This is a genomic window from Pedobacter sp. JY14-1 (assembly GCF_029269825.1).
In the GTDB taxonomy this organism is placed as follows: Bacteria; Bacteroidota; Bacteroidia; order Sphingobacteriales; family Sphingobacteriaceae; genus Pedobacter.
In genome coordinates this window covers 529,441-546,134 of sequence record NZ_JARJHU010000001.1, presented here as the reverse complement: position 1 = coordinate 546,134, position 16,694 = coordinate 529,441, and the positions used below count along the sequence as shown (strand labels likewise).

10 protein-coding genes are annotated in these 16,694 nt (G+C 46.3%); 8 read left to right on the top strand and 2 right to left on the bottom strand.

Annotated features, from left to right (window positions below):
* The first annotated feature begins 32 nt into the window (after positions 1 to 32).
* The 3 genes from fucP to P2W84_RS02375 all read left to right on the top strand — a co-directional run bounded on the left by fucP (position 33) and on the right by P2W84_RS02375 (position 5,054).
* Positions 33 to 1,277, top strand: a complete 1,245-nt coding sequence (gene fucP, locus P2W84_RS02385) for an L-fucose:H+ symporter permease (protein ID WP_276088500.1) — start codon at positions 33 to 35, stop codon at positions 1,275 to 1,277.
* Positions 1,278 to 1,486: 209 nt separating this feature from the next.
* The gene (locus P2W84_RS02380; protein WP_276088499.1) at positions 1,487 to 2,125 is read left to right on the top strand and encodes a DUF1080 domain-containing protein; all 639 of its coding nucleotides are present in this window, start codon (positions 1,487 to 1,489) and stop codon (positions 2,123 to 2,125) included.
* Positions 2,126 to 2,186: 61 nt separating this feature from the next.
* Positions 2,187 to 5,054: a PVC-type heme-binding CxxCH protein gene (locus P2W84_RS02375; RefSeq protein WP_276088498.1), complete on the top strand. Its 2,868-nt coding sequence runs from the start codon at positions 2,187 to 2,189 to the stop codon at positions 5,052 to 5,054.
* 85 nt (positions 5,055 to 5,139) lie between these two features.
* Here P2W84_RS02375 and ald read toward each other — a convergent pair whose 3' ends face one another.
* Positions 5,140 to 6,237 (bottom strand): alanine dehydrogenase, encoded by a 1,098-nt coding sequence (gene ald, locus P2W84_RS02370; protein ID WP_276088497.1) that lies wholly within the window; start codon positions 6,235 to 6,237, stop codon positions 5,140 to 5,142.
* Positions 6,238 to 6,345: 108 nt separating this feature from the next.
* On the bottom strand, positions 6,346 to 7,620 hold the full coding sequence (locus P2W84_RS02365; RefSeq protein WP_276088496.1) for a TlpA disulfide reductase family protein: 1,275 nt from the start codon (positions 7,618 to 7,620) through the stop codon (positions 6,346 to 6,348).
* Positions 7,621 to 7,800: 180 nt separating this feature from the next.
* Here P2W84_RS02365 and P2W84_RS02360 point away from each other — a divergent pair, with 180 nt between their 5' ends.
* The 5 genes from P2W84_RS02360 to P2W84_RS02340 all read left to right on the top strand — a co-directional run bounded on the left by P2W84_RS02360 (position 7,801) and on the right by P2W84_RS02340 (position 16,575).
* Entirely contained in the window at positions 7,801 to 8,325 is a 525-nt protein-coding gene (locus tag P2W84_RS02360; RefSeq protein ID WP_276088495.1) for a GNAT family N-acetyltransferase, read from the top strand.
* 440 nt (positions 8,326 to 8,765) lie between these two features.
* On the top strand, positions 8,766 to 11,132 hold the full coding sequence (locus tag P2W84_RS02355) for a discoidin domain-containing protein (RefSeq protein WP_276088494.1): 2,367 nt from the start codon (positions 8,766 to 8,768) through the stop codon (positions 11,130 to 11,132).
* Positions 11,133 to 11,187: 55 nt separating this feature from the next.
* On the top strand, positions 11,188 to 13,521 hold the full coding sequence (locus P2W84_RS02350; RefSeq protein WP_276088493.1) for a glycoside hydrolase family 95 protein: 2,334 nt from the start codon (positions 11,188 to 11,190) through the stop codon (positions 13,519 to 13,521).
* Positions 13,522 to 13,622: 101 nt separating this feature from the next.
* A complete protein-coding gene (locus P2W84_RS02345) occupies positions 13,623 to 15,941 on the top strand; it encodes a beta-galactosidase (RefSeq protein WP_276088492.1) in 2,319 nt (772 codons plus the stop codon).
* A gap of 199 nt (positions 15,942 to 16,140) precedes the next feature.
* Positions 16,141 to 16,575: a hypothetical protein gene (locus tag P2W84_RS02340; RefSeq protein WP_276088491.1), complete on the top strand. Its 435-nt coding sequence runs from the start codon at positions 16,141 to 16,143 to the stop codon at positions 16,573 to 16,575.
* The last annotated feature ends 119 nt before the right edge of the window (positions 16,576 to 16,694 follow it).

Sequence of the window (16,694 nt, the reverse complement as noted above, 5' to 3'; positions counted from 1 at the left end):
TAGTAAAACCTAACCAAATAAAACCAAACCTAATGGACCAGAAACCTTTATTTACCGAGGGTAGATTCATCACTACATTTATTTTCGTTACCTCTTTGTTCATGTTCTGGGGTATCGCCATTTCAATGGCCGATGTACTCAATAAGCATTTTCAGTCCGTGCTCCACCTGTCCAAGCTGCAATCCGGTTTTGTACAGTTTGCCATTTTTGGTGCCTATGGCATTATGGGCATACCGGCAGGCTTATTTATGAAGCGTTTCGGCTATAAAAGCGGCGTACTTTTAGGACTGGCACTTTTTGCATCAGGAGCCTTTCTTTTTGTCCCAGCCGCAAACCTGGGCACTTTTCTGCTGTTCATCGTCGCGCTCTTCATCCTTGGCTGCGGACTGGCCACGCTTGAAACCGTTGCGCATCCTTTTGTCGCTTCCTTGGGCGACCAGCGCACCAGTGACCAGCGGATTAATTTTTCGCAGACTTTCAACGCCGTAGGGACGATGATCGGACCAGGTTTGGGCGGATATTTTCTCCTCGGACAGCATACCGAGGGCAGTACAGACCTGACCTCTGTGAAGATGCTTTACCTGGCAATCGGAATCCTCATTGCCGTGGTAGCGGTGTCATTTTCGTTTATCAAGGTGCCCCCGACGGTGGACCCGCATGCAGTTACGGCAGCTGATGCTGAGGCTGTCAATATTGATACTGCACCGGCAAAACCGCTTTTCAGCCATACCCATTATAGGTGGGCGGTCCTCTCACAGTTCTTTAATGTTGCCGCGCAGGCCGGTACCTGGGCATTCTTCATTAATTATAGCCACGAAGTAATTTCCATGAGCAGCGAAAAGGCTTCCTACCTGATGGGTGGTTTGTTTATGGGCATGATGCTGCTGGGACGTATTGTCGGTACTTTTCTGATGCGCTTTATTGCTCCGAACAAACTGCTGGCGGTTTTTGCATTGGGCAATATCCTGATGTGTATTATCGTGGCTCAGGGCCTTGGTATGGTCTCTTTCATCGCGTTGCTGATGATCAATTTCTTCTTTAGCATTATGTTCCCGACAATCTTCAGTCTCGGCTTGAAAAATCTGGGTGCACGTACGCAGCAGGGCGCATCTTTTATTTCAATGGGAGTGGTTGGCGGCGCATTTTTCCCTTTTTTGATGGGATTTGTAGCCGATCATCACGGAGTAGCGAATGCGTATTATCTTCCAATTATCTGTTATGTGATCATTTTTCTGTTCGCCTCCCGTTATTATAAAACAGGTGCAGAACACCGTTAAGGAATTGTTTCATTTATTGATGCTATCTGATGTTGTTGCTTTTGTTCGCAACAATAAATTTCAGACAACCATGTGATTTTCCGGATAGCCGCATTTTTATAAAATAATTTGCGGCTTTTCCTTTTTAATCCTTATTTTTCGTATTCAAATGCCAGAGATCTGAAACGGCATTTTGAGCGTCCATTAAAAAAAACCTAACCAAATCACTTATGAGCGCCTTCCGGATTTTAACTTTTATCTGTCTTGGATTGGTTTTGCAATCGAATGCACAGGATAAAAAGGGACGTATAAAGCTGTTTGATGGTAAAACATTTAAGGGTTGGGAAGGAGATACGATCAATACCTGGAGCATCAGGGAAGGCGCAATAGTTGGTGGTGCGCTTACAAAAATGGTACCTCATAATCAATTCATTAAAACCACGGCAACTTATTCCAATTATAGCCTGAAACTCAAATTTAAACTCACCGGAACAGAGGGCTTCATTAATGGCGGTGTGCAGTTCCACAGTCAGCGGATCTCTGATCCTGATTTTGAGATGATCGGTTATCAGGCTGATATCGGAGACGGCTTCTGGGCCTCACTTTATGACGAGTCCCGACGTAATAAACTGCTCGCGACAGCGGATACCACATTGATAAAGAAGATACTGAAAAAAAATCAATGGAATGGCTATGAAGTACGAACGCAGGGAAAACGTATACAGATTTTCCTGAATGGTACCAGGACGATAGACTATATAGAGGAAGACCCGGCTATACCTCAGGAAGGTTATATTGCATTTCAGTTGCACGGAGGTGGTAAAACAGAAATCTTTTATAAAGACATTGTATTGACACCACTAAGATAAAAAACAAATGAAGGATGATATTGAAACAATCGAAACAAACCAAATTACATACACACAAAAGATGAATTCCTACCGTTTACTGATCATACTGCTGATCACCTGTGTTTTCGTCCCAAAGCTCTATGCCGCGGATGGAACTGTGAAAAAAACGCTCCGTGACACTGCCAAATATGACCGGGTCTATACCCTGGAAACCACCATGCTGGGTTATATCGGCTCAGATGGAAAACGCAACCCGACACTAAAGGCCAGCAAAGGCGAACTTGTTCGGGTGAATATCGTTAACGCAGAACTTATGACCCATGATATCGTACTTGAAAAAGGAAAGGTGAAAAGTAAGGTGCTGGTCCAAAAGGGAGACACTTCCAGCATCACCTTTAAGGCTGTAGCCAGCGACGTCTATTACTGCTCTATTCCGGGCCACAGGCAGGCGGGCATGGTAGGTAAAATTGAGGTTGTCGAAGGCCCGATTAAGAAGGAAGTGATCAGCGCGGGTATCCTGCCTAAAAAAGGTGGGAAAACCCTGAACCTGGATTTCGAATCGGGTACGCTCCGGGACTGGACCGTTACAGGTGATGCATTCAGCAACCCATTGGTTGGACCTGATGCTTCTGCCGTTTATGAAAAGGATCAGCACCCGGGCCTCACCGGTAAATTCTTTGTGAGCAGCGGCGGAACAAAAAACTACAAGCGGACAGGAACACTTACCTCGGTACCTTTTACCGTTACGCAGCCTTTTGCCGCATTTAAGGTTTCCGGTGGGGCACTTCAGGACACCAGGATAGAACTGGTGCAGGCCGATAACCAGAAAGTATTCTTTCAGATCACGGGATCGGGGCGGCCAAATCTGCAGCCTGTGGTGGTGGACATGAAGCCGGTGATGAACAAGGAAATCTTTATCCGTATTATAGACAATGAAACTGGTATCTCCCAGATTCCTTATATCGGTGATGACCGCATGGCACATATTAATTTTGATGATTTTGCCTTTTATGCAACCAAGCCTAACTTTCCGAATGAGTTGAACCCAAGTGATATCATTATCCTCCCGCCGCTCGACCCGGTTGTCAATTCCGGTTTGTCCGGTACAGAAGCAGCGAAAGCGATGTCGGCACGTCCGGGCTTCACTGTTAAGCTGGCTGCTGCGGAACCTGATATCGTACGTCCGATCAGTTTCACCATCGATCATCGCGGCCGCCTTTGGGTAGCAGAAGCACATACTTATCCGATCCGTGCAGCAGAAGGACAGGGTAAAGACCGCATCCTGATCTTTGAAGATACCAACGGCGACGGGACGCTGGACAAGCGGACCGTGTTTATTGAGGGCCTGAACTTGGTAAGCGGTATCGAAGTGGGTATGGGCGGTGTCTGGGTAGGTGCAGCACCTAACCTCTTGTTCATTCCTGTCGACAAGAAAACGGAGAAACCCGCCGGCCCGCCACAGGTCGTGCTGGACGGCTGGGGCTATGAAGATACACACGAGACGATCAACAATCTCAGGTGGGGCCCTGATGGGTGGCTGTATGGTACACATGGTGTCTTTACCCAATCCAACGTTGGTGCGACGGGAACACCTGATGCCCAGCGTACCCGTATGAATGCAGGTGTGTGGCGTTACCATCCGACAAAAAAGAAATTCGAACTGTTTGCCGAAGGTACCAGTAACCCCTGGGGTATTGATTTCAACGATTACGGACATCCTTTCGTAACGGTCTGCGTGATTCCGCACATGTTCCATGTGATCCAGGGTGCCAGATACCTGCGCCAGGCGGGCAACCACTTCAACCCTTATACGTACGATGACATCAAGCAATGTGGTGACCACGTGCACTGGATCGGTGACCGCGGGCCTCATGCCGGTAACTTCCGTTCGGGATCAGTTGGCGGTGGACATGCCCATGCGGGGGCGATGTTTTACCTGGGCAGTGAGAACTGGCCGGCAGAATACCGGAACAATATTTTCATGAATAACATCCACGGTGCCAGGGTAAATATGGATATTCCAAAGCGCACTGGCTCTGGATATGTTGTGAGCCACGGGCAGGATTTCCTGCTTACCAATGATACCTGGTCTCAATGGCTGAACTTCCGTTATGATCAGAGCGGTTCTGTTTACGCCATCGACTGGTACGACAAGAACCAGTGTCACAGTCCTAACCCGGATGTACATCAAAAAACCATGGGCCGTATCTTCAAGATCAGCCATGAAAGCGACAAATGGACACAGGTAGACCTGTCTAAAGCTTCTGATAAAGAACTGGTCAACTACCAGCTGAATAAAAACGATTGGTATGTGAGAGAGGCACGTCAGATACTTCAGGAACGCGGTCCGAATAAGAAGGTACACAAACTGTTGAAGGAAATACTGACAAATAATCCTGATGTTACCCGCAAACTGCGTGCGCTCTGGGCATTACATGTTACCCAGGGCTTAACGGAGAAGGATCTCCTGGGACTACTGGATAATGAAAGTGAATACCTGCGAAGCTGGGCCATCCAGTTGCTGGCAGAGGACCAGAACCTTTCTGATGCAGCACTTGCAAAATTCGCGCAAATGGCAGCTTCCGATCAGTCGGCCCTGGTGAGGCTTTACCTGGCTTCTGCTATGCAGCGTACAGAACCTGCTAAACGCTGGGCGGTGCTGGAGGCCCTGCTACAGCACGGAGAAGACAAAGATGATCATAACCTGCCGCTCATGTTATGGTATGCGTTTGAACCTACTGTGCCGACCAATATGGAAAAGGCATTATCTATGGCTGCAAAGGCTAAATTTCCGGTAATACTTCAGTATGCTACTCAGCGTGTCGCTGCGGTAAAGTCGGCGGAATCTAAAAAAGCACTGCTCAATCTGAATGAGCAGCTGGAAAAAATGGGTGGGCACCATAAGTACCATAGTATTTATGAGATCATCAATAAGGCAGGACGATAGTCTGTAAAAAAATCTGAAAAAGAAAAGCCGGATGGGTTACATCCGGCTTTTCTTTTAATATCAAGGAATAACGAAAGCAGCGTGACTAAGCTACCGCTGCAGGCTCATAGGTATCTGCTACTGCTTTGCAGGTAATCTCACCGTTGAAGGTATTCAGCCCTTTTTTTAATGGCTCGTTGCCCGCAAGTGCAGCTTCAAGGCCCTGGTTTGCAATTTTCAATGCATAAGGCAGTGTCGCGTTGGTCAAAGCAATAGTGGATGTATTGGGTACTGCGCCAGGCATATTGCCCACAGAATAATGCAGTATCTCATGCTTTTTATAAGTAGGATTGTCGTGCGTGGTCACGCGATCGGCAGTTTCGAAGATACCACCCTGGTCGATGGCCACATCTACAACGACTGAACCTGGTTCCATTTGTGAGATCATTGCTTCAGTTACCAGCTTCGGTGATTTCGCACCCGGGATCAGCACCGCGCCGATCACGAGGTCAGATTCTTTGACTGCCTGGGCAATTGTGTAAGCGTTGGAAGCGGCAGTGCAGATCTGGCTCCCGAAAATATCGTCCAGCTGACGCAGCCTCTCGAGGTTACTGTCAATGATCGTTACCTGTGCACCATGCCCGACAGCGATCTTAGCTGCATTTGTACCAGCAACACCGCCTCCGATGATGGTTACCTTAGCCCTGCGTGTTCCGGGTACGCCGCTCAGCAGTACACCTTTGCCACCATTCGGCTTTTCAAGCAGACTGGCACCGATCTGTACAGACATGCGGCCCGCCACCTCGCTCATTGGTGTCAGCAGCGGAAGTGCACCGTTCGGCAGCTGGATCGTTTCATAAGCTACACCGGCAACTTTTTTCTCCAGCAATGCCCTGGTCAGCCTGGGCTCAGCGGCCAGGTGCAGGTAGGTGAATAAGATCAGATCTTTACGGAAATAAACATACTCACTTTCGATCGGTTCTTTTACTTTCATTACCATTTCCTGTGCCCATGCTTCGGCAGCAGTTTCTACGATCACTGCGCCCGCACGCTGATAGGCAGTATCCGTAAAACCAGAGCCTGTGCCTGCATTTTTTTCCACACTCACCTTGTGGCCGGCAGCCACTAGTGCCTCTACGCCAGCAGGGGTAGCGGCAACGCGGTTCTCGTTGTTTTTGATTTCTTTAGGAATACCAATATTCATGGTTTATCAATTAAGTTAGTTAAGCGGCTTGCGCCGCGGGACAGTTTTTATGTTTTTTTAAGAAATCTTAAATTTCCCGTGACAAAGATGCGATAAAAGCCTGAATTATCATTCATTCAGTAACCGGTTTACTGCATTTTCAAAGTGTGTTTTATACTTTGTATAGTATTCACCGGTAGCAGGCCCGTAAAAGGAGGTACTGATCTCGCGGATTACTCCTTTCTTGTCCAGGATAACCGAAGTTGGAAAGACCTTGATCTCACTGAGCTGGGGCAGTGTTTTCTCGGTACGCTGGGGGTCACCTACAGCCACACCAGTGATCAGCATCGGGTATTCTACAGCAAACTTATCACGGAATTTTTGCAGGCTCTTTGCGGAGCGTTCTACATCTGTCGTTAGCTCGTAGGCAAGCCCGATGATTTCTACGCCGCGGCTTTTGTTCCTGCGATAGTACTCACTCAGAAAGGCAGTTTCGTCCATGCAGTTGGGACACCAGGATCCCATAAGCTGCAGAACGACGACCTTATCTTTGAAGCGTTCGTCGCTCAGCGATACGGTCTTTCCATCCAGATCTTTATAACTGAATGCCGGTTTCCCGTCGCTGCCCTCTTTGACAGTGGTGACAGCAGGGGCAAGTTTAACCGAAGCATCCTTTACAGCTGTCCATTTTTCGGGTGCAGAGGTGCTGCTGTACAGCATTCCTTCCAGTGCAGGTGCCGTATGGTCAGGCATCATCCTCCCTTTGATCAGGATCGCATGGATCCCGTCAAAGGTAGAAAGGAAAAGTGAATCTCCGGCAAAGGTCCCGGCAAGGTAACGGTAATCGCCGGAGGGCGTAAGCACTGATCCGGAGAGTCTGCGTTCCTGCTGAATAAATTCACCGATCGCTTTTCTGCGGGTTTGATCGGCGCGTATAATGTCCATGTCCCATTTACCCCCGATCTCACCGGGAGACAAAGCGGTCCTGGCTGCCTCCGACGTAGCGGCACCCGCTTTTCCGGGAAACCTGTCTCCTCCGGCAACTGCAGTAAAGGGCATCACCAGGTCTTTTACCGGGCCCCCCTTGATCCAGCGGCCGCTGATGCTATCAGGTCTGTTGATCTTCGCGCGGAATGATGATTCAAATACAGGCATTTGGATAGTAACGGAATCACCGCTGAAATTGCTTTCCGTCAGCAGGCTTTCCGTGCCGTTGACTACCGCTATCGTATAGCTGCTTCCCTGTTTCTTTACCTCCAGTTCAAAAGGAATGGCATGCCCGTCCTCACGGCTCAGTTTGGCGTACCATTTGCCGGTTTTTAACAGAGTCTGCCCATAACTTGTGGTGTTGAGCAGGGTGCCGGACAGGAGGAAAATCAGGAAAAGAATGGTTCTTTTGGACATGACAGGTGGTTTTATCCTGCAAAGATCGTTCAGCCTGGAGCAAAAAGCCAACACAGTGTCGTCATTATTATAATGAGATTACAATTAAAGCATCTCCGGAAAATACCCGGATGACTCTTGAAGGTTCCGGGGTTAAAGGAATAATCACGATATTACCGAAAGTACAACCGAAATTAAATTATGGAGCAGCAACAGATGCGACTGAGAAAGGCAGAAATAAGCGAACTACAGGTAATTTGGAAGATATTTCAGCAAGCTATCGAACAAAGGAGGAGAGATGGCAGCAGCCAGTGGCAGGACGGTTATCCGAATGAACAAAGTATCCGTAGCGATATTGAAAATAGCTATGGTTATGTGCTTTGTGACAGGGAAAATATTATTGCCTATTCCGCGATCATCTTCGATGGCGAACCCGCTTATGACGTAATTGAGGGGCAATGGGCTACAGATGGCGACTACGTTGTTGTTCATAGGGTCGCGGTTTCAGACGCGGCAAAGGGAAAGGGTATTGCAACCCGCCTGTTTGGGATGATTGAGGAACTTGCTGTTGCTAATGGAGTTTACAGTATTAAGGTAGATACCAATTTCGATAATGTACCTATGCTGAAGATACTGGACAGACTGCGTTATATTTATTGCGGTGAAGTTTTCTTCAGGGGAAGTGCGAGAAAGGCTTTCGAAAAGTTGTTATCCCGGGAGCAATAATGTGTTGGACTTCGTGACATTCCTATTATAAGGCGTTTGGCGGAAAAACTGATTAAAACAATGCATTCGTTTTTGAGGACCTGTTAATTATCTGAACGGTCAGAAACCAGCACATCCATTGGAAATATAGGGTTGTATTATCCATTATTTGGATTGAAAAATCCATTAACAACAGTTGGATGATATTTATTTTTGAAAACATACAGGAACAGCCAGGTATCCTTGTAAACCGATGAGTTTTACCTGGTGATCTCCTGATGATACGGCCGGCAGCGCCAGCCTTTAACCAAATATTCAATGTCACCTTTAACCTGCCTTGCCTAAAAACTGCCGGAACAGCGATGACCTGTAATATCCGGGTTCAGACTGTTGTCTGTAAAATACTATATATGCTCAAACACACAATAAAATCCAGATACTGGTAAACAATAAAACTAACTATGCTTAAAAAAACAATTGAAATGCTTTGCCTGTCGCTTGTCGTCCAGACCGCTTTCGCACAGGCTGATCATAAACAGGCAAGGATACCTGAAGTTATTAAGATCGATGGCAATGGTACCGGACGGATTTTTGATGGAATCGGCGCCGTTAGTGCGGGCTCTTCTTCAAGATTGTTAATTGATTATGCCAACAAATCCAGGAGTGACATACTGGACTATTTGTTTAAACCAAACTTTGGTGCAGGTTTTACCTATCTTAAAACCGAGATCGGCGGGGATGGTAATACCACTTGTGGTTCAGAACCAAGTTTTGCCAGGACACGGGAAGAAATGGACGCTCCCCATTACAATAGGGGATTTGAATACTGGCTGATGCGTGAAGCGGCAGACAGGAATCCGGCGATCGAGCTGGATGCTCTGGAATGGAGCATGCCGGGATGGTTTAAAGGAATCTGGTCGCAGGACAACGCCGACTACCTGGTTAAGTTTATCGAAGGAGCAAGGCAACGGGGCCTCAAGATGAAGTATATTTCAGGATGCTGGAATGAAAGGGATTATAACAGAGACTGGATTGTAAATACACTGAGGCCGACGCTCGACAGGAAAGGATTTAAGGACATCAAAATTAATGCACCGGAAGGAGCAGGGAAAGCATGGGAGATCAGCGATCTGCTGGTAAAGGATTCGGTGTTTCGAAATACGATCGCTGCTGTCAGTTATCACTACCCGGATTCTTACATGTGGGGCTACAGGGGGGAAGAACCTAATCCTAACTCTGTTCTGACCGGTTTGCCATTGTGGTCTGGTGAAGATTTCTCATTGCCCGGCAAATCCTGGAGAAATACGACATACCTGGCAAAGAACATCCTGAAATGTTACATCAAATGGAAAATCGTCAAGGTGAACATGTGGTGTCCTATTGCCTCTATGCCAGATATTTCCTGTTTCTCCAATGTCGGGATCATGAAAGGAACGACGCCATGGTCCGGTAACTATGAAGTTTGGCCAACCATTTGGGCGGTAGCTCACTTTAACCAGTTTGCCAAGCCGGGATGGAAATATTTAGACAGCGGTTGCGGCCTGCTAAGTGGGGATGGAGCTTATTGTACCTATAAGAATATGGATGGCAGCAACGATTACAGTATTGTTGTCGTGACAGGTAGCGATGCACAAAAATTAACCTTCAGCATTGCTGATCTTCCTAAGGATAAACTGCATGTATGGAAGTCGGACAGTAAAAACCAGTTTCAGAAACAGATGGATATTACTGCAGTAAATGGCATCGTTACCTTACCGGCGGATCCGGAAAGTATATATACGATCACTACCACTACCGGTCAGAAAAAGGGATCTCATGACATTCCGAAGGAAAAGGCCTTTCCGTTACGTTATCGTGACGATTTTGATAATTATTCACTGGAACGGGCGCCCCTTTCCCCAAAATATTTTTACGATAATTCCGGTGCGTTTGAGTTGACACAATCTGAAGGAAACAATAAATACCTCAGACAATTGCTTGTAAATGATATTACGCATTGGATTCCCGACGAATGTGCCTATACTTTTGTGGCGCAGGGCACAGAATGGGAACAAGGCGAGATTTCTTCTGATGTTTTCGTGGAAAACGATGCCTTTAACGGAGTTGGATATGCGGGGATAATTTTGAGAGGGGCTTATGATAAAGCCTCACAGGCAAACATTCCTTTCGGTTACCGTTTAAATATTTATAAAGATGGCACCTGGAAACTGCAGACAAAAAATACAACACTTGCCAATGGCAACGTGGATGTCAGCAAATGGCATAACCTTAAACTGACGGGAAAAGGAAGTAATATTAAGGCATACATAGATGACAAAATGGTTGCTAACGTAGTGGATGAGACTTATTCGGTCGGTGCAGCTGGCTACGTTTCCGGTTTTAACTTTGCAAACTTCGATAACCTTGTACTTAATTATATCCCGGCCTCAGGTCAGTTATTGTCGGCATGGATGCCGGCTACCTCTCCTGCAGATCCCTCCGGTAACAGCCTGATTAATGCATTTGATGGTAATAGTGGCTCAAAATGGAATCCAAGAGCAGACGGTACCCCACAGTATTTGACTGTGGATCTTGGTGCGGCAAGGAAGATAAGGAGATGTGAGGCTTTTACTGACTTGGTAGATAAGGGCATGCGATATAAAATCGAATACTCGACTGACAATTTAAAGTGGGCTGTTTTCTCAGACAAATCAGATAACCGAAAGATATCGATCCCTTGTTTTGTCGATCAGGGTAATGCAAAAGCCAGATGGGTCCGTCTTACCATCCTGCCTGCAAGCGATAAAACTGTCGCCGGTATTTATGAGTTCAAGGTTTACGGAGAATAAATCCTTGCTAAGGCGAAGATTAGTTTGGGATATAAGTAAAAGAAATACACGTATCATGAGAAGATTATTAATCATATGTTGTCTTTGCCATTTCACCTTTACAAAGGTAATTGCCCGGCAAAAGCCGTTAAAATTATGGTACGATAAGCCGGCGGAAATCTGGGAGGCCGCATTACCGCTGGGAAATGGCCGGCTGGGAATGACTCCCGACGGAGGTATACTAAAGGAGAGGATTGTCCTCAACGACATTACACTGTGGTCTGGCGGCCCGCAGGACGCCAATAACTATGAGGCATATAAAAGTCTTCCCGCTATCAGGAAACTGATCCTCGAAGGAAAGAATGACGAAGCTCAGGCTTTGGTAAACCGCAATTTTGTCTGTAAAGGAGAGGGCTCTGCAGGTGAAAGATGGGGCAAATATCAAACCATGGGTGCATTGGAGATAGACTTTGCCTATAGCGGACACCAGACGGGACAACCCAAGGCCGGACAATACCGTCGTGAACTGTTATTAAACCAGGCGACTGCCAGCTGTACATTTACACTGGATGGCGTGAATTATAAGAGGGAGTATTTCTGCAGTTTTGATGACGACGTCAATGTTATCAGACTGACCGCTGATCGCCCTGGGGCACTTAATTGCCAGATATCCATGAACAGGCCCGAACGGTACAGCGTTAAGACCGAAGGTGATGAACTGCAGATGTCCGGGCAGCTTAATAATGGTACTGATGGTATGGGAATGCGGTATCTGGCCAGGGTGCGGACCAAATTAAAAGATGGCACTGTTTATCCGGATAATAATAAGCTGGTAATTAAAGATGCTACGGAAGTCGTGATTTACATTTCAGCCGGAACAGATTTTAAAGGTTTTGCATTTCAGGAAAAAACAAGTCAGTTTTTGACAGCGGCTATGAAAAAGCCCTATGGACTTCAAAAAGAAAGACATGTTGCCAATTTTGGTAAATTCTTTGACAGAGTATCTATTGATCTCGGAGAAGGTCCTTCAGCGGGGCTTGCGACTGATGTCAGGCTGAATGATTATTACAATAACTTTAATAATGATCCCTCGTTTGCGGCATTGTTTTTTCAGTATGGAAGATACCTGAGCATCAGCAGTACGCGGGTCGGTTTGCTGCCGCCAAATTTACAGGGACTATGGGCACAGGAGATCAATACGGCCTGGAACGGAGACTACCATCTGGATGTAAATGTACAGATGAATCATTGGCCGCTTGAAGTAACAAACCTCTCCGAATTGAACATGCCGCTTGCAGAATTGGTTAAAAATCTTGTCGGTCCGGGCACAAAAACTGCAAAGGCTTATTACGAAGCAAAGGGCTGGATCGCACACGTGATAACTAATGTCTGGGGCTTTACAGAGCCGGGCGAAAACGCTTCATGGGGTGCGTCTAACGCCGGTTCGGGATGGCTTTGCAGTAATTTATGGGACCATTATGCTTTTACGAATGATCTGAATTATCTGAAAAGTATCTACCCGGTATTAAAGGGTTCGGCAGAGTTTTATAAAAGTGTGCTGATCAGGGACCCGAAAACGGGATGGATGGTTACATCCCCCTCTGTTTCACCCGAGAACACCTTCTACATGGCGAATGGAAAGACTGCAAGCATTTGCATGGGGCCGACCATTGATAATCAGATTGTAAGGGAACTGTTTGGTCATGTTATTACGGCCTCAAGGCACCTGGGGACCGATGCAGGCTTTAGAAAGGAGCTGGAGACCATTCTTAAGGCGGTTCCCCCGCCAGGAGTAATCAGTAAAGACGGTCGCATACAGGAGTGGCTGGAGGATTATAAGGAAACGGAGCCTACGCATCGACACATTTCTCATCTATACGGAGTTTATCCCGCTTCGCTGATCACACCCCTTTCCACTCCCGCGCTCGCCAGGGCCGCAAGGAAAACGCTTGAGGTCAGGGGTGATAAGAGCACAAGCTGGTCTATGGCTTATAAGATGCTGTTTTGGGCGAGATTGCATGATGGCAACCGCGCATTCCGGTTGCTAACGGAAATTTTAAGACCCATTGCCAGGCCGGATAACCCGACTGGCAGCGGAGGTGTATATCCGAACCTGCTTTCTGCGCATCCTCCATTTCAGATTGACGGTAATTTCGGTGCAACAGCAGGCATGGCTGAAATGCTGTTACAAAGTCACGATGGCTGTATTGATTTATTGCCATCGCTGCCAGATGCCTGGAAAAATGGTACGGTTAAGGGGCTTAAGGCAAGAGGAGGTTATACAGTTGATATGAGCTGGAAGGATGGTATAGTTACCAGTTACGCTATATTTTCCGCTAAACCAGGTAAGGTCAAAGTAAGAATGTCTGGCAGGAATTTTTTATATAACCTTAAAAAGCCGCTGTCATAGGTCTATCAACCGTTTGCGTATCATTAGGGGAAAATGAGGATTGTACTTGCCATATATTTATAAAAGCATTGTGATCTAATATCCAAAGATTAATAAACCAGATGAAAAGAAAATTGATTTACCTGTTACTGGCAGTAATGTCGCTTTCAGTTAGGGCGCAAAAAAAGGCACAGACCTTTGCGATCGGCAGTGATGCGTTTGAATTAAATGGAAAACCCTATGTTATACGCTGCGGAGAGATGCATTTTGCGCGCATTCCCAAGGCTGAATGGCGTAACAGATTAAAAATGGCGAAAGCTATGGGCTTGAACACGGTATGCGCCTATCTTTTCTGGAACATGCATGAGCATAAGAAAGACCAGTTCAACTGGACCGGACAAGCGGATGCCGGCGCGTTCTGTAAAATTGCCCAGGAAGAGGGCCTGTATGTCATACTCAGGCCGGGTCCTTATTCCTGTGCAGAATGGGAATTTGGCGGATTTCCGTGGTGGCTTTTAAAGGATAAGTCAATCAAACTGCGTACGCAGCATCCTTATTACCTGGACCGGAGCCGCAAATACATGATGGAAGTAGGAAAGGAGTTGGCACCTCTGCAGATCACCAATGGCGGAAATATAATAATGGTCCAGGTTGAAAATGAATATGGCAGCTATGGGTCGGATAAGGATTATATGAATATCATTAAGGCTGATCTGACAGCAGCTGGGTTTAATGTACCGTTGTTCCATTGCGACGGGCCCTCGCAGCTGAAAGCGGATCATCCTGAGGGTCTGTTTGCGGTAGTGAATTTTGGAAGTGATCCGGAAAGTAATTTTAAACCATTGAGAGAAATCCAGCCTGCAGGTCCTTTGATGTGCGGGGAGTATTATCCTGGCTGGTTTGACAGCTGGGGCCGCCCACATCACACCGGAGATACGAAGAGAATTGTGAGTGAACTGAAATATATGCTGGACCGAAAAGCTTCCTTTAGTATTTATATGGTGCATGGAGGAACAACCTTTAGTACTTATAGCGGTGCGAATTCGCCGCCTTATCTGCCCCAAACCAGTAGTTATGATTATGATGCACCTATAGATGAGGCTGGAAATCCTACGGAAAAGTTCTTCGCCCTGAGAGAATTGTTTGGAAATTATCTGCAGGAAGGTGAAACACTTACCGAGGTGCCTGCGCGGACAGGGTTCCAGGCACCGGCACCAGTTAAGTTTAATTCATTTGCGAGTCTGAGACAAAATCTTACCAGTCCGGTATCGAGTGATACTGCAATGCTTATGGAAGACCTGAACCAGGATTTTGGGTGTGTATGGTACCAGTCTGTTCTACCTGCGGGAAAGCAGGAGGTATTAAGGTTTGGTGAGATCCATGACTATGCCCTGGTTTATATAGATAATAAGCTTGTCGGAAGTCTTGACCGGAGGAAAAATAAATACAGTTTAGCTATCCCGGATAGAAATAAGCCAGCACGGCTTACTGTTCTTGTTGAGGCTACAGGGCGTGTGAACTATGGAGGACACATGCATGACCGCAAAGGGATACATGGAAGTGTGACATTGACCGGTGCTGACAATAAAAGTAAGATGATTAAGCACTGGAACAATCACCCCATTCGCCTGGGTGATCAGAATATCCCCCTGGTATACAAACCTTTTACTGGTCAAAGGCCGGAGGCCGGTTTCTATAAAGGTAGCTTTTGGGTCAATAAGAATGAGGACACCTATCTGGATGTAAGCAAATGGAATAAGGGATTGGTATGGATAAATGGTCAGTGTCTGGGAAGTTTCTGGAGTATAGGCCCAACACAGACGATGCTTGTACCAAAAAGCTGGTTGCATAAGGGGAATAATGAAGTGGTTATCTTTGATCTGTACGGCTCAGCTACTCCTGTGCTTAATTTCTTAGATCACCCTGTTCTGGATCAGGTAAATGAAATACAGCCTGGAAAGCACAGGACAGCCGATCAGAAATGGCAACCTGCAGAAGGTAGTTTGGTTGCTGAAGGAACATTTGAAGACGTGAGTAAATTACAGACGGTTAATTTTAAAACTACAACGGCAAGGTATTTTGCACTTGAAGCCTTATCGGAACAAACGGGTCAGCCCTTTACCACGATTGCGGAGATCAATTTGTATAATAAGAATGGAAATGAAATACCCCGAGATAACTGGAAGGTGGTTTTTGCGGATAGTGAGGAGCTTTCCGGCGGTGATGGAAATGCATCTAATGTTTTTGATCTTCAGCTTACCAGTTACTGGCATACTGAATGGGAAAGCCGTTCGCCAAAGCCGCCCCATCAAATCGTGATCGATCTGGGGAAAGCTTATGAGGTTGCTGCAATGACATTATTGCCTCGTCAGGACAATGCAAATGGCCGGATAAAGGATTACAGGATCTATCTTTCTGTGCCATTGTTCAGGGGACTATAAAGCACACTGAACCAACCGGTCTGGCTTTCGGGGGAATACAGAATTACAGTTTTTACCCGCTGTTTGAACTCCGCGGTATCTTCCCCGCCAAATAGCAACAGCGCGGGACTGCTCCTGGCAATCGGCACTGTCTGTCACAAATTTTATTTATGGTTCATTTAAAAAATTAATAAATTTTTTTCTTGTAAAACCTAAAAAAATGAATAAGAAATTAACGTTTGGGCTTGTTGTAGCAATAGTATTGCTGCAGGCTTGCAGGAAAAAGGACAATTCAAAAGAGCAGAAAGAGAAACCTCACCCGGTGAAGCTGCTTACCAGAGTGTGGGGAACGGATTATTATAATCAGACGAGAACGGTCCAACGCGAGGCGCTTTTTACTTATGATGATCAGAATCGCTTGGTAAAGAAAATAGAGGAGGGCGGACAGACGAGTACCTACACTTACAAAGACGGTAAGCTCAGTGTGGTGGAATATTTGTTTGGCAAAAACACTACGGTTAAGTCAATCTCAAAATATATCTACGAGAACGGCAGGGTTAAGGGCGCTACCGAAACTTTGTATAGCAGTCCGGAGTTATCCGCGGGACATCGTCTACTAATTTTATTTATGCGGATAATAAGGTTGTCAAAATAGAAACGATATCTGGTGGCAAGTTGACGGGCGTTAGTGAATATGGTTACAATGGAGAAAATATTATCACAAAGAAGAGCGAAAACGGTTATGTTTATACCTATACATATGATGATAAGAGA

Excerpts from the sequence above, each read along its gene's own strand:
- fucP (WP_276088500.1), top strand. The coding sequence starts at position 33 with ATGGACCAGAAACCTTTATTTACCGAGGGTAGATTCATCACTACATTT.
- P2W84_RS02380 (WP_276088499.1), top strand. The coding sequence starts at position 1,487 with ATGAGCGCCTTCCGGATTTTAACTTTTATCTGTCTTGGATTGGTTTTG.
- P2W84_RS02375 (WP_276088498.1), top strand. The coding sequence starts at position 2,187 with ATGAATTCCTACCGTTTACTGATCATACTGCTGATCACCTGTGTTTTC.
- ald (WP_276088497.1), bottom strand. The coding sequence starts at position 6,237 with ATGAATATTGGTATTCCTAAAGAAATCAAAAACAACGAGAACCGCGTT.
- P2W84_RS02365 (WP_276088496.1), bottom strand. The coding sequence starts at position 7,620 with ATGTCCAAAAGAACCATTCTTTTCCTGATTTTCCTCCTGTCCGGCACC.
- P2W84_RS02360 (WP_276088495.1), top strand. The coding sequence starts at position 7,801 with ATGGAGCAGCAACAGATGCGACTGAGAAAGGCAGAAATAAGCGAACTA.
- P2W84_RS02355 (WP_276088494.1), top strand. The coding sequence starts at position 8,766 with ATGCTTAAAAAAACAATTGAAATGCTTTGCCTGTCGCTTGTCGTCCAG.
- P2W84_RS02350 (WP_276088493.1), top strand. The coding sequence starts at position 11,188 with ATGAGAAGATTATTAATCATATGTTGTCTTTGCCATTTCACCTTTACA.
- P2W84_RS02345 (WP_276088492.1), top strand. The coding sequence starts at position 13,623 with ATGAAAAGAAAATTGATTTACCTGTTACTGGCAGTAATGTCGCTTTCA.
- P2W84_RS02340 (WP_276088491.1), top strand. The coding sequence starts at position 16,141 with ATGAATAAGAAATTAACGTTTGGGCTTGTTGTAGCAATAGTATTGCTG.